We start from the raw sequence: 13,042 nt of genomic DNA, 5'->3' as shown, positions 1-13,042 counted from the left end.
CTCATGCCGCTTTCTCGGCCGCCTTCAGCGCGCGCTTCAGGTCGTCGATCAGGTCGGCCGGATCCTCGAGGCCGATCGACAGCCGGATCGTGCCCTGCGAGATGCCCGCGCCCGCGAGCGCCTCGTCGGTCATGCGGAAGTGGGTGGTGCTGGCCGGGTGGATCACCAGGCTGCGGCAGTCGCCCACGTTGGCGAGGTGGCTGAAGAGCTTGAGCGATTCGATGAAGGCCTTGCCCTGGGCGCGGCTGCCCTTGATGTCGAAGCTGAACACCGCGCCCGCGCCGCGCGCGCCGTGGCGCAGCAGCTTCTGCGCCAGTGCGTGGCTCGGGTGCGATTCGATCAGCGGATGGCCCACGCGCGAGACGAAGGGATGGGCGGCGAGGAACTCGACGATCTTCTGCGTGTTGTCGATGTGGCGCTCCATGCGCAGCGGCAGGGTCTCGATGCCCTGCAGGATCAGCCAGGCGGTGTGCGGGCTCATCGCGGCGCCGAAGTCGCGCAGGCCCTCGCGGCGCGCGCGCAGCAGGAAGGCGCCGACCGTGCTCTCCTCGCTGAACACCATGTTGTGGAAGCCGTCGTAGGCCTGGCTCAGCTCGGCGAATTTGCCCGACTTCTCCCAGTCGAAGCTGCCGCCGTCGACCACCACGCCACCGATCACCGTGCCGTGGCCCGAGAGGAACTTGGTGGCCGAGTGGTAGACCAGGTCGGCGCCGAAGTCCAGCGGCTTGATCAGGTAGGGCGAGGTCAGGGTGGAGTCGACCAGCAGCGGCACGCCGGCCTCGTGCGCGATTTCGGCCACGGCCGGAATGTCGAGCACGTCGAGGCCGGGGTTGCCCACGGTCTCGCCGAAGAACAGTTTGGTCTCGGGCCGCACCGCGGCACGCCAGCCGTCGAGGTCGCCGGGCTTGACGAAGGTGGTCTCGATGCCGAAGCGGCGCATCGTGTAGTGCAGCAGGTTCTGCGAGCCACCGTACAGCGCGGTGCTGGCCACGATGTGCGAGCCCGCGCCCATCAGCGTGGCGATGGACAGGTGCAGCGCCGCCTGGCCGCTGGCGGTGGCGATCGCGCCGATGCCGCCCTCGAGCGCCGACACCCGCTGCTCGAGCACCGCGTTGGTGGGGTTGCTGATGCGCGAGTAGACATGGCCCGAACGCTCGAGGTTGAACAGGGCGGCCGCATGGTCGCTCGACTCGAAGACGAAGGAGGTGGTCAGGTGGATCGGCACCGCGCGCGCGCCGGTCGTGGGGTCGGGCGAGGCGCCGGCGTGCAGCGCGAGGGTGTCGAAACCGGGGTCGGAATAGCCGGGCATGGGGTCCTTTCTGGAGCGGCGCTATGGGCCGGGTCGCGTCCGCTGCGTGACAGCGGCATACCGGGCCGTGGGAGTCGGCGCCGATTGTGGGCTATATTCAAAAAAGGCAGGTTGCCGGGAAAGACAGAGTCCGAGAGGAGCACACGATGAAAGTCAGCGACATCCTTCGCGTCAAGGGCAACACGCTCTTCACCATCACGCCAGACGATCTGCTGGCCGAAGCCGTCAAGACGATGGCGGACAAGGACATCGGCTCGCTGGTCGTCATGGAGCATGGCGACCTCGTGGGCATGCTCACTTTCCGTGAAGTGATCGTGACCATCGTCGCCAACGGCGGCCAGGTCGGCGGCACGCTGGTGCGCAAGGCCATGGACGACGCCCCGGTCACCTGCACCCTCGAAACCGACCTCGACGAGATCCGCCGCATCATGCTCGAGCGCCACGCGCGCTACATGCCGGTGATGGACAAGCGCATGCTGATGGGCGTGATCAGCTTCTACGACGTGGCCAAGGCCGTGGTCGACGCGCAGAACTTCGAGAACAAGATGCTCAAGGCCTACATCCGCGACTGGCCGGCGGAAGACGAGAAGAACTGAAGCGCCGCAACGCGGCGATCGGCGCGGTCAGTGGATGGCCGCGTACATGATCGCCTCCTGCGTCGCCTCGGTGGCCGAGAACTCCGTCACCACCTTGCCCTGCTTGGCCACGAGGATGCGGTCCGACAGGGCCATCACCTCGGGCAGGTAGGAGGAAATCACCACCACCGCCTTGCCGGCGTCGGCCAGCCGGTTGATCTCGGCGTGGATCTCGGCGATGGCGCCCACGTCGACCCCGCGCGTGGGCTCGTCGAAGATCACGATGTCGGGTTCCTGCACCAGCGACTTGGCGATCACCACCTTCTGCTGGTTGCCGCCCGACAGCTCGATCACCTTCACCTCCTTGCCGATGGCGCGCACATTGAGCAGCCGGCTCCAGTGCTCGCCCACCGAACGCGCCTTCGCGCCCGACACCAGCCCGCGCGCGCCGGCCAGCTTGCCCTGCAGCCCCATGTAGATGTTCTGCGCGATCGACATGGTCTCGAAGAAGCCCTCGAACTTGCGGTCCTCGGTGATATAGGCGATGCCGTCGCGCACCGCCTGGCGCGCCACGCGGTAGCGCACCGGCCGGCCGCGCAGCAGGATCTCGCCGCCATGGAAGAAGTCGCGCTTGATCAGCCCGGCCACCACCTTGAAGGTCTCGGTGCGGCCCGCGCCCACCAGGCCGAACACGCCCGTGATCTGGCCCGCGAACACCGACAGCGAGTTGTTCTTGACCATCGCCGCCATGCGCAGGTTGCGCACCGACAGCAGGCACTCGCCCTGCGGCCGCACGTGGGTCTTCTTCTGCCCGTAGAGCGTCTGCGAGAGATCGCGCCCCACCATCGCCTGCACGATGCGCTCGCGGTCGAAATTCGCCTTGTCGTCGGTCACGACGTGGCGGCCGTCGCGCAGCACCGTGATGCGGTCGGCCAGCAGCAGCGCCTCCTCGAGCGCGTGCGAGATGAAGATCACCGACACGCCGCGCGCCTTGAGGTCGAACACCAGGTCGAAGAAGTACTTCTTCTCCTCGGGCGTGAGGCTGGCCGTGGGCTCGTCGAAGATGATGATGCGCGCCTTGTGCAGCACCGCGCGCGCGATCTCCACCATCTGCTTCTTGGCCGCGCCGAGCATGCCCACGGTGGCGGTCGGGTCGACGTCGAAATTGAGCGACTGCAGGAACTGCTGCGCCGAGATGTAGACACCGCGCAGCCGGTTGAAGAAGGACTCCTGGCCCAGGAACAGGTTCTGCGCCACCGTCATCGTCGGGACCAGGCTGGTTTCCTGGAACACCATCGCGATGCCCTCGTGGCGCGCTTCCAGCGGCGTGCGCAGCTGCACCGGCCGGCCTTCCACCAGCATCTGGCCCGCGCTCAGCGGCACCACGCCGGCCATCACCTTGGTCAGCGTCGACTTGCCGGCGCCGTTCTCGCCGAGCAGCGCGTGGATCTCGCCGCGGCGCAGCGTGAAGTCGACCGCCTCGATGGCGGGTACGCCCGCGTATTTCTTGGTGGCCTGGCGCAGCTCGAGCATGGTCTCGACCGCGGCGGGCGCGCCCGGCTCGGCGGCCACGGTGTCGGCGGTGGTATCGCGGGCATTCATCGCGCGGCTCCCTGTTCCTCGGCGGTCATGCGCACCCGCAGCAGCCGGCCGCCGCCCTTCGAGGCCGCGAACAGCGCGCCCCCATGCTCGGCCACCGCGGTGATGCCGTGGTGGCGGCCGTCGACCTGGCTGTGCAGCGAAGACACGACCTGGCCCTGCACATTCACGCGCACCACCAGCCCGTAGGAGCGCGGCGGCGCCCAGGGCTTGAGCACGCCCATCTGCTTGACGCCCGCGCCCTGCAGCGGCTCGAGGAAGCTGTGGCCCGACGAGAGCGCCGGTGCGATCCAGTAGCGCGGATCGATCTCGGCCACCATGCGGCGGCGGTAGGCCTCCTCGCGCAGCACGAATTCGACCAGCTGCGTGCGGCAGACGAAGCAGCTGAGCCAGAAGCCGCCGCCGGCCGCCGCAGCCATGCGCGAGGGATAGCCGGGCAGGTCGGCCACGCGCGGCGCGGTGCCGTTCGGCCCCAGCGCGAGCACGCGGTGCGCCCAGCTCTCGCCGACCAGCACCGTGCCGCCCGCCTGCGACAGCACGCCGAAGGCATGGCGCAGCCCGGCCGCGAGCTGCTGCGCGGCACCGCCGCCCGGCGCCCAGGCGCAGACGCGGCCACTCGCGCCGTGCGCCATCAGGTCGTGGCACCAGCGTTCGGGCGCATGCTCGGCCGAGCCCTCGGTCAGCAGCCAGCGCCGGCCGGCTTCGTCCCAGGCCAGCGCATTGACGCAGCGCAGCGCGCGGCCGCCGGCCTCCGCGAGCGTGTGGGCGGTGGCGCCGTCGGGCGCGAGCAGCAGAACCTGCGTGCCGCCGAGCGCCAGCGCGAGCCGTCCGCCGGGCGCCGCGGCCAGCGCGGTGATCGGGCGCTCGAAGCGCCGCACCTCGGCGGGCGCGCCGCCGTCGAGCCGGTACAGCGCGGGTCCGGCCGCGATCCACAGCACGCCGTCGGCCACCGCGAGGTCGTCGATGTCGGCGAGCTCGGCCACCACCTCGGCGTTGTCGAGCGCGCGGTTGGGCTTGAGCACGCCGTCCATCACCGGCACCGTGATGGCGGCGCTGCCGCGCCCGAGCAGGCGGTCGGTGAAACCGCGAAGGGTGTCGAGCATCAGGCTGTCCTCCAGCGCCGTTCGTACTGCACGAAGTCGGGGTCGGCGCCCTCGAGCTTGTAGCGGCCGATGCGGTTGTTCGAGATGCCGCCCAGGTAGAGGTGGCCGCGGTGCTCGCGCATCGAGGTGATCATCGGGTGGTTCTCGCCGCCCAGGTCCCACAGCGTCTCGAGGATCTCGCCGGCCTCGCTGAACTTGAGCACGCAGCCGGTGTTGATGTTGGGGAACAGCCATTCGTCCACCGGCACGCGCGTGGCCATGCGGCGGCGAAAGCCCGGCATGCGCATCGCGAGGTCGTAGGCCGGGCAGCGCATGCCCACCAGCGCGAGCCAGTAGTGGCCGTCGGAGGCGAGGTTGATGTTGTCGGGATAGCCGGGCAGGTTGTCGATCACCATCCGCACCTGGCCGGCCTTCGGCCCGTCGAACCAGTAGCGCTTGATGCAGCAGCCCCAGGTCTCGGCGAACAGGATCGACTGGCCGTCGCTCGCGATCGCGATGCCGTTCGGAAAGCGCAGCCCGCGCAGCACGGTGCGCGTCGAGCCGTCGCGCGGATCGAAGCAGACGATGCGCCCGTTGCCGCGCGCCTCCAGCCCGTCGACCGGCCACTCGTGCATCTCGTAGCGCACCGTGGCCTCGCTGAAGAAGATGCGGCCGTCGTCGGCGATGTCGAGGTCGTCGGCCAGCCGCAGCCGGCTGTCGTCGTTGATCGAGGTCCAGCTGCGGTTGGTCTCGTCGGTCACGCGCTCGACCTTGCGCTCGGGCGTGACGCGGTACAGGCCCATGCCGCCCACGCACACGTGCAGGTTGTCCTCGCGGTCGAAGGCCAGGCCCAGCGGCTGGCCGCCGATGTGGGCGTAGACCTCCATGCGCTCGTAGTCGGGCGCGAGGAAGCGGATCACGTCGCCGTGGCGCGAGCCGGCATAGAGGTTGTCGTCGCGGTCGAGGATCACGTCCTCGGGCGACTCGATGCGGCCCAGGCCGATCAGCGTGACGTCGCGCAGCTTGTTGTTGACCGCGTAGACACTCGGGCCCGCGCCCGCGCCGTCGCCGCTGCAGGCCGGTGCCGGCGGCAGTGCGAAGTAGGTCGGGCTCACGTAGACCTTGCTGATGATGCGCTGGCGGTTCTTGAGCCAGCGCACGTCGATCACGGCCGCCAGCACCAGGATCGCGGCCAGCACCATGCGGATCACGCCGCCGGGCGCCGACATCGAGGTCAGGCCGTTGGTGATCAGCAGCACCAGCAGCGTGCCGACCAGCGCCTTGGCGACCGAGCCGCGCCCGCCGCCCAGGCTGATGCCGCCGAGCACGGCGGCCGTGAGCACCAGCACCTCCATGCCCACGCCGATGTCGGCGCCGGCCGTGGCCAGCCGAGAGGCGAAGAAGCAGCCGGCCGCGCCGCACAGCGTGCCCGAGGCCACGTAGCACAGCGCCACGGTGCGCCGCACCGCGATGCCGCTGTTGTAGGCCGAGCGGCGCGAGCCGCCGATGGCCATGATGTGCCAGCCCGCACGCAGCCGCGTGAGCAGCACATGGCCCGCGATCGCCACCGCCGCGTAGGCCCAGGCCACGGTCGGCAGGCCCAGCAAGGTGCCGTTGCCCAGGAAGTCCCAGGCCGGCGAGTCGGGCAGCGAGCCCGCGATCGCGGTCGAGTACTGCAGGCTCAGGATCTCGTAGAACGAGCGGAAGATGATCAGCGTGATGAGCGTGGTGAGGAAGGCGCGCAGCCGCAGGTAGCCGATCAGCACGCCGTTGACCGCGCCCAGCAGCGCGCCGACGGCCAGCGTGGCCAGCACCGACGCGCCCATCGGCCACTTCAGCACGTGCATGCACATCAGCGCGCAGAAGTTGGTGAGCGCGAAGATGGAACCCACCGACAGGTCGATGCCGCCCACGATCATCACCAGCGCCAGGCCGAGCACGATGAAGCCGATCTCGCCGGCCTGCCGCAGCGTGTCGGCCAGCACCACCGGCGACCAGAAGTTGCCGATGAGCTGGCCCGAGGCCAGCAGCACCGCCACCAGCAGCAGCACGGGGATCGCGGTCTCGGTCCAGCGCTTGGACAGGATCTCGCCGACCCAGTGGTCGGGCCACCAGCGGTAGCGCAGGCGGGTGAGCGTCTCGTTCATCGGTGCGGCTCCGGCGTCGGCGTCACTTGGCGGCGGTGAGCTTCCAGCAGGTGCCGTCGGCACCCGCGTTCTCCTTCGTGATCGGGATCAGCGTGGTGTAGATGTTCTGCTTGGCCGCGCCGGGCTTCATGCCGCCCTGCACCAGCCACTTGATCATGGCGGCCATGTTGGCGGCCTGCGTCGGCACGTCGTAGCTCACGTCGAGGTCGAAGGCGCCCGACTTGACCTGGTCGCAGGCGCCTTTCTGCTCGCCGCCGCCCGAGGTCGCGAGGTAGACCTTGCCGGTCAGGCCGGCTTCCTTGATGGCGGCCGCGGTGCCGATGTCCATGCCGTCCCAGAAGCCGACGATGCCGCACAGGTCGGGGTTCTGCTTGAGCACCGTCTGCGTCAGGCCCTTGGCCTTGGCCGCGTCCCAGTCGGCGGCCTGATTCGACACCACCTTGATCTGCGGATTTTTCGCCAGCACGTTCTCCACGCCCTTGAGCGTGTAGGCGCTGGTGGCCGCGGTCGGCGCGCCCTGCACGATGGCGATCTTGTTCGACTTGCCCTTGCAGGCCTGCACCACGGCCTCGGCGTTGCGCTCGCCCACGTCGACCCAGTCGGCGCCCACGAACACGGTCGAGGGCTGCACCGAGCGCATGTTGATCTGCACCACGTAGATGCCGTCTTCCTCGGCCTTCTTGATCAGCTTGGCGTAGGTCTGCACGTCGGGGTTGTGGATCACGATCACCGCGGGCTTCTCGGCCATCAGCGCGGTGAAGGCCTGCGCGCCGGCGTTGGTGTTCCAGTTGGGATCGCGTGCCACCACCTTCATGCCGGCGGGCTCGAGCTCCTTCTTGAGGCCGTTGTACCAGCCCTGCGCGAGGTCGAAGCCCATGGCCACCGGGATGTAGCCCACGGTCTTGCCGGCCAGCGCCTTCTTGTAGCCGTCGCGGAAGGGCTCGTCGAGGCCCTTGCCCTGCGCGGCCGCGTGCTGCGATACGGCGGCCAGCGCCAGCGCGATGCCCGCGAGCTTCGCGGATGCGGCGAGTGTGCGAACGAAGTGCATTGCATGTCTCCTTTTTTCGGTGGTCTCGGATGACGCCAAAATCGCCTGGCGCCCGGCTTCGGAAAACAGGTGGATCCGCTCGCGGACCCGGGGATCAGATGTCGCCCTGCTGCGCGGTCTCTTCGTTGCGCGGGTTGAGCATGGAGTCGATCAGGATCGCGGCCAGCAGCACCACGCCCTTGACGATGTTCTGCACGGAGTAGGAGAGGTCCATGATCGTCATGCCGTTGAGCATGGTGCCGATCAGGAGCGTGCCGATCACGACGTTGAACACGCCGCCGCGGCCGCCCGACAGGCCGATGCCGCCGAGCACCACCACCAGCACCACGTCGTAGATCATGGTGGAGTTGAAGATCCGCGTCGGCATGCTGCTGACCGAGGCCGCCATCACCACGCCCGCGAACAGCCCGATCAGCGCCGCCAGCACGTACTGCAGCAGCACCATCGGCCGCGTCGGCAGACCGGTGGCGCGCGCGGCGAAGGGGTTGTCGCCGATCGCGTAGACGAAGGCGCCCGCGCGCATGCGGCGCAGGAAGAAGGCCATGGCCGCAGCCGCCACGCCGAACATCACGACCGGCGTCGGCACCCCGGCCAGGGTGCCGCGGCCCAGCCAGGCCGCCGGGTCGAGCGCGGCCGGCCACTGCACCACCTCGAGCTGGAAGAAGTAGGCCTGGCCCAGTCCCGCGAGGAAGAGGCCCGAGGCCAGCGTGGTGAAGAGCGAGGGCACCTCGGCATAGGCGATCAGCCAGCCGTTGACCAGCCCGAAGGCCAGCGCCAGGCCCAGCGCGATCGGGAAGGCCGAGCCGAGCGAATGGCCGTTCTGCACCAGCTGCAAGAGCAGGCCCGAGGGCACGGCCAGCGCTGCGATCATCGAGATGTCGATGCCGCGGCCGATCACCACCACCGCCATGCCCAGCCCCAGGATGCCGAGGAAGGCCACGTTCTGCACCAGCGTGAGCAGGTTGTCGATCTGCGCGAAGCCCGGCAGGAACGCCGCGAAGCCCGCGAACAGCAGCGCGAACAGCGCGGACACGATGCCCTGCTGCGTGGCCTTGAATTTCTTCGTCGTCATGGTGGGGGCGCTCCGCTTCAGCTCAGGGCAGCGTGCAGCGACTGGCGCAGCTCGCGCTTCATGACCTTGCCGTTGAGGTTGCGCGGCAGCGCCTCGGTTCCGATGGTCCAGGTCTCGGGCACCGCGTAGTCCGACAGCCGCTCGGCGCAGAAGGCCTGCAAGGCGGCGGCCTGGGTGCGCTCGTCGAGCTCGCTCACGCAGACGAAGGCATGCACGCGCTCGCCGAGCACCGCGCAGGGCACGCCCACCAGCGCCGCCTCCACGATCTGCGGATGCTCCATCAGCGTGTTCTCGACCGTGGCGCAGAAGATCTTGTAGCCGCCGCGGTTGATCACGTCCTTCTTGCGGTCGAGGATGCGCACGTAGCCGTCGGCGTCCATGCTGCCGATGTCGCCCGAGCGCCAGTAGCCGCCGCGGAACTCGCTGGCCGTGGCCTGCGGGTTGCGCCAGTAGCCGGGCACCACCATCGGGCCCGCGATCCAGATCTCGCCGACCTCGCCGCGCGCCACTTCGTTGCCGTTCTCGTCGACCACGCAGATCTCGCCGCAGGGCACGGCCAGGCCCACGCTGTCGCGGTGCTCGGCCGTCATGCCGGGCGGCATGATGGTGGCGGGCGAGCAGGTCTCGGTCGCGCCGTAGGCGTTCATCAGGGTGAGGCCCGGCAGCCGCGCCGCGATGCCCTCGATGGTGGCCGTGGGCATCGAGGCACCGCCGTAGGCACCGATGCGCCAGGCCGAGAGGTCGTGCGCCTGCAGGTCCGGCAGCAGCAGGCACAGGTTGTACATGGCCGGCACCATGATCGTGTGCGTGATGCGCTCGGCCGCCGCCAGCCGCGCGAACTCGGCCGCCTTGAACTGGGTCATCAGCACCGCGCAGCCGCGCGCATGCAGCATGGTGTAGAGCTGCGCCACCAGCCCGGTGACATGGCTCAGCGGTACCGCGACGATGCTGCGGTCCGATTCGCCCAGGCTCATCGCGTGCACGAAGTGCATCACCGAGTGCCCGATGTTCAGGTGCGTGAGCATCGCGCCCTTGGGCTTGCCGGTGGTGCCCGAGGTGTAGAGCAGCACCGCGAGGTCTTCCTCGGCGGCCGCGTGCGCGGTGGCCAGCGGCTCGGCCTGCATCAGTGCCGTGAAGGATTCGAAGCCCGGCTGCGCGGCACCGGTGCAAAAGCGCAGGCGCAGCAGCGGCAGCGCCTCGGGCGAGGGCACCAGCGCCTGCAGCTCCTGCGAGCAGACGATGGCTACCGCCTCGGCGTCGGCCAGCGAGAACTCGAGCTCGGCCGTGCGCGCCCGCGCGCTCACCGGCATCGCCACCGCGCCGAGCCAGGCGCAGGCGTAGACCGCGATCGCGAACTCGGGCCCGTTCGAGAGGTAGAGCGCCACCCGGTCGCCCGGCCGCACGCCGCGCCGTGCGAGGCCGCCCGCGCACTTGGTGGTGGCATGGTGCAGTTCGCGCCAGCTCAGCCGCAGCGTGTCGCAGACCAGCGCCTCGCCATCGGGCGAGAGCCGCACCGCGTCGGCCAGCATCCGGGCCACGTTGGCGGGCCGCTCGGCGAAGCAGCGCACCACGCGCTCGTTGAAGTGCACTTCACGTCGCATCTTGGGCATGGAATCTCCCCACTGGGACCACGAGGACGCGGAGCTCTGCGAGGGCCGCAGCTCCGTCGGGGCGCTGAGCACGCCGTGCATGAGCATCTCGATGCAGTGCCGCACGGCATCCTGCAGGCTGCGCGCCGGATGGCTGTCGGGCCGGTACCAGCGGCCGATGCCGCTGAGCGCGCCTACCACCGTGTACGAGGCCATCGCCGCGTCGCCGCGCGCGATCCAGCCCTCGGCCATGCCGGCCTCGATCAGCGCGCGGAACTCGGTGTCGATCTCGCCCTTGAGCGCGCGCAGCTCGCGCCGCCTGGGCTCGGCCAGCGGGTCCTCGCCGACGCGGATCACGCACAGGCCGAAGTCACTGGTCACGATGCCCGCGTAGTTCTCCATCGCCACGCGCAGCCGTTCGCGCGGCGGCAGCCCGCGCCGCGCCGCTTCGAGGATGCCCGCGCGCAGCGCCTCGAGCCCGCGCTGCACGCACTCGAACAGGATCTGTTCCTTGTTCTCGACGTAGTGGTAGACGGTCGGCTTGGTCACGCGCAGGGCCCGCGCGATGTCGTCGAGCGAGGTGCCCTGGAAGCCCTTGGTCGTGAACAGCCGCGCCGCCGCCAGCAGCACCGCGTCCTTCTTGGCATGGCGATCCTGCTGCCGCTCTCCGCGGCTTTGCCAAGGCGATTCGACCAGCTCGGTAGACATTCGACTCCTGCGGCGATGACCAGGGACCGATGCCGCGCGGAGGCCGCGTGGCGCCAGGAAAACCGGGGGTTACTCGGAAGTACCCTGGTTGACTGGCGCGATTATTCGGAGCGACCGGGAAGGGTGGTTCGGGGAATTTCCCTTAGCTGCGGCGCACCAAAAAAGGGAAGGCGCGGGCGCTCGCCGAAGCAGGCTTTATCTGCGGAAAGCCTCGTCGCTCTCGGGGAAGAGCGCGATGAAGTCGAGCAATTTCTCCCCCAGCAGATTGACGTGGGCCGTCATCGTCTTGTCGGCCTTGTCCTCGTCGCCGCCGACGATCGCCTCGAGAACCGCGGCATGTTCCGTCAAGGTGTCGGTGCGGCGGCGCGGTCGCTGCGTCACCAGCTTGCGATAGGCGGCCACCCGGTTGCGCAGGCTGCGCGTCTGCTCGGTCAGGAACTCGTTCTGGCTGGCCTCGTAGATCACTTCGTGGAACTCGCGGTTGATCTCGTAGAAGAGGTCGACGTCGTCGGACTGGGCCAGCGACTCCATGCGCGCATGCGCCTGCTTCAGCCGCTCGATCTGCGCCGACGAGATGCGGCGTGCCGCCAGGCGGGCGCACAGGCCTTCCAGGTCGGCCATGACCTGGAACATCTCGATCAGCTTGCGCGCCGACAGCGCGGCGACCACCGCCGGCTGCCTGGGCTTGACCGTGATCAGGGAGGCGGCGGCCAGTTGCCGCAATGCCTCGCGAACCGGCGTGCGCGAGCAATTGAACCGGGCGGAGAGGTCCACTTCCTCGAGCCGTGCCCCAGGGGCGAGGACTCCCGAAAGGATCTCCTGCTCCAGCGTTTGCTGGATGTTGAGGGCATGGGTCTGTGGCTCGGTCACTCGTGGTCTCTTTTCCTGCGCAAACGCGTCGAGTGTAGCCATGCGATGCCCGTGCGAAACCGAATCATGTATTCGTATAGGTCGAATATGGAATACATGATGTGGATGCCGAAGAACGGCGAGGCCGCTCTTGCTGCTGATTTAGCGACAAGTGAGAAGCAAGGGTTTTTCCCCGGCCTGGCTCGGCGAAGCGGTCGGTAGCATATGTATTCGTTAAGTTTACTTTCTGAATACATTAAAAGCAAGGAGTGGATACATGAAGCTGGATCTGGAAGGCAAGTCGGTCCTCGTCACGGGCGCGTCCAAGGGCATCGGCCTGGCGACCGCGCACAGTTTTGCCAGGGAGGGAGTGAGCCGCCTCCACCTCGCTGCGCGCTCCGAAGAGGGGCTGGCGCGGGCCAGGAAGGAAATCGAGGAGGCCTACGGCGCCAAGGTCGAAATCCACCCGATGGACCTGTCGGTGACCGCGAATGCCACCGCACTGGCCGAGCGTTGCCGCGACGTGGACGTGCTCGTGAACAACGCGGCCGATTCCACGCCCGGACCCCTCGACCAGATGAGCGACCAGGACTGGCGCTCCAGCCTGGACATGAAGATCTTTTCGTATGTCACGCTGACGCGCGAGCTCTACGCGCACATGAAGAAGCGCGGCTCGGGCGTGATCGTCAACGACATCGGCAACTCCGGCGAGAACTGGGATGCCAACTACATCGTCGGCACGACCGGCAACGCCGCCATGATGGCTTTCACCCGCGGCGTGGGTGGGCGCAGCCTCGACGACGGCATTCGCGTCGTCGGCGTGAACCCGGGCCCGGTGGCGACCGACCGCATGGTCAAGATGATGAAGCGCCGCGCACTCGACTGGTATGGCGACGAGGGCCGCTGGGAAGAGCTGTTCGACAAGTATCCGGCCAAGCGTGCGGCGCAGGCGGAAGAGGTCGCCGACCTGATCGTCTGGCTGGCCTCGGCGCGCGCCGCGTACATCACCGGCACCATCGTCACCATCGACGGCGGCATCGCATCGCGCCGCTCCATCATCTGAG

The 13,042-nt window shown here is 68.9% G+C and carries 10 protein-coding genes; 2 read left to right on the top strand and 8 right to left on the bottom strand.

What is annotated here, in order from left to right; all coding sequences use genetic code 11:
• Nucleotide 1 precedes the first annotated feature (1 nt).
• Nucleotides 2-1,309: an O-acetylhomoserine aminocarboxypropyltransferase gene (locus tag ACODT0_RS03560; protein ID WP_489040597.1), complete on the bottom strand. Its 1,308-nt coding sequence runs from the start codon at nucleotides 1,307-1,309 to the stop codon at nucleotides 2-4.
• 146 nt (nucleotides 1,310-1,455) lie between these two features.
• Here ACODT0_RS03560 and ACODT0_RS03555 point away from each other — a divergent pair, with 146 nt between their 5' ends.
• The gene (locus tag ACODT0_RS03555) at nucleotides 1,456-1,905 is read left to right on the top strand and encodes a CBS domain-containing protein (protein ID WP_057592415.1); all 450 of its coding nucleotides are present in this window, start codon (nucleotides 1,456-1,458) and stop codon (nucleotides 1,903-1,905) included.
• Between the two features lie 27 nt (nucleotides 1,906-1,932).
• On the opposite strand, the gene ACODT0_RS03550 is transcribed toward ACODT0_RS03555, so the two are convergent.
• The 7 genes from ACODT0_RS03550 to ACODT0_RS03520 form a co-directional block, all read right to left on the bottom strand.
• The gene (locus ACODT0_RS03550) at nucleotides 1,933-3,486 is read right to left on the bottom strand and encodes a sugar ABC transporter ATP-binding protein (protein WP_082321979.1); all 1,554 of its coding nucleotides are present in this window, start codon (nucleotides 3,484-3,486) and stop codon (nucleotides 1,933-1,935) included.
• Entirely contained in the window at nucleotides 3,483-4,586 is a 1,104-nt protein-coding gene (locus ACODT0_RS03545) for an SMP-30/gluconolactonase/LRE family protein (protein ID WP_489040596.1), read from the bottom strand. Before ACODT0_RS03545 ends, ACODT0_RS03550 begins: the two co-directional genes overlap by 4 nt.
• Nucleotides 4,586-6,712 (bottom strand): ABC transporter permease, encoded by a 2,127-nt coding sequence (locus tag ACODT0_RS03540; RefSeq protein WP_261210452.1) that lies wholly within the window; start codon nucleotides 6,710-6,712, stop codon nucleotides 4,586-4,588. Before ACODT0_RS03540 ends, ACODT0_RS03545 begins: the two co-directional genes overlap by 1 nt.
• 22 nt (nucleotides 6,713-6,734) lie before the next feature.
• Nucleotides 6,735-7,760: a sugar ABC transporter substrate-binding protein gene (locus tag ACODT0_RS03535; RefSeq protein WP_057592418.1), complete on the bottom strand. Its 1,026-nt coding sequence runs from the start codon at nucleotides 7,758-7,760 to the stop codon at nucleotides 6,735-6,737.
• Between the two features lie 94 nt (nucleotides 7,761-7,854).
• On the bottom strand, nucleotides 7,855-8,832 hold the full coding sequence (locus ACODT0_RS03530) for an ABC transporter permease (RefSeq protein WP_203205166.1): 978 nt from the start codon (nucleotides 8,830-8,832) through the stop codon (nucleotides 7,855-7,857).
• A gap of 17 nt (nucleotides 8,833-8,849) precedes the next feature.
• Nucleotides 8,850-11,129 (bottom strand): AMP-binding protein, encoded by a 2,280-nt coding sequence (locus ACODT0_RS03525; RefSeq protein ID WP_489040595.1) that lies wholly within the window; start codon nucleotides 11,127-11,129, stop codon nucleotides 8,850-8,852.
• 195 nt (nucleotides 11,130-11,324) lie between these two features.
• Nucleotides 11,325-11,999: a GntR family transcriptional regulator gene (locus ACODT0_RS03520; protein ID WP_413764033.1), complete on the bottom strand. Its 675-nt coding sequence runs from the start codon at nucleotides 11,997-11,999 to the stop codon at nucleotides 11,325-11,327.
• A gap of 256 nt (nucleotides 12,000-12,255) precedes the next feature.
• On the opposite strand from ACODT0_RS03520, the gene ACODT0_RS03515 reads away from it, so the two are divergent.
• Nucleotides 12,256-13,041, top strand: a complete 786-nt coding sequence (locus ACODT0_RS03515; RefSeq protein ID WP_057592421.1) for an SDR family oxidoreductase — start codon at nucleotides 12,256-12,258, stop codon at nucleotides 13,039-13,041.
• The last annotated feature ends 1 nt before the right edge of the window (nucleotide 13,042 follow it).

The organism is Variovorax sp. FG153, from assembly GCF_057809595.1.
Note: the sequence above shows the minus strand (reverse complement) of the source record. Positions and strands in the feature narration are given on the sequence as shown.

What these genes read in the sequence shown, in the direction of transcription:
- ACODT0_RS03535 (WP_057592418.1), bottom strand. Translation starts at nt 7,760, where the DNA reads ATGCACTTCGTTCGCACACTCGCCGCATCCGCGAAGCTCGCGGGCATC.
- ACODT0_RS03560 (WP_489040597.1), bottom strand. Translation starts at nt 1,309, where the DNA reads ATGCCCGGCTATTCCGACCCCGGTTTCGACACCCTCGCGCTGCACGCC.
- ACODT0_RS03550 (WP_082321979.1), bottom strand. Translation starts at nt 3,486, where the DNA reads ATGAATGCCCGCGATACCACCGCCGACACCGTGGCCGCCGAGCCGGGC.
- ACODT0_RS03555 (WP_057592415.1), top strand. Translation starts at nt 1,456, where the DNA reads ATGAAAGTCAGCGACATCCTTCGCGTCAAGGGCAACACGCTCTTCACC.
- ACODT0_RS03540 (WP_261210452.1), bottom strand. Translation starts at nt 6,712, where the DNA reads ATGAACGAGACGCTCACCCGCCTGCGCTACCGCTGGTGGCCCGACCAC.
- ACODT0_RS03515 (WP_057592421.1), top strand. Translation starts at nt 12,256, where the DNA reads ATGAAGCTGGATCTGGAAGGCAAGTCGGTCCTCGTCACGGGCGCGTCC.
- ACODT0_RS03530 (WP_203205166.1), bottom strand. Translation starts at nt 8,832, where the DNA reads ATGACGACGAAGAAATTCAAGGCCACGCAGCAGGGCATCGTGTCCGCG.
- ACODT0_RS03525 (WP_489040595.1), bottom strand. Translation starts at nt 11,129, where the DNA reads ATGTCTACCGAGCTGGTCGAATCGCCTTGGCAAAGCCGCGGAGAGCGG.
- ACODT0_RS03545 (WP_489040596.1), bottom strand. Translation starts at nt 4,586, where the DNA reads ATGCTCGACACCCTTCGCGGTTTCACCGACCGCCTGCTCGGGCGCGGC.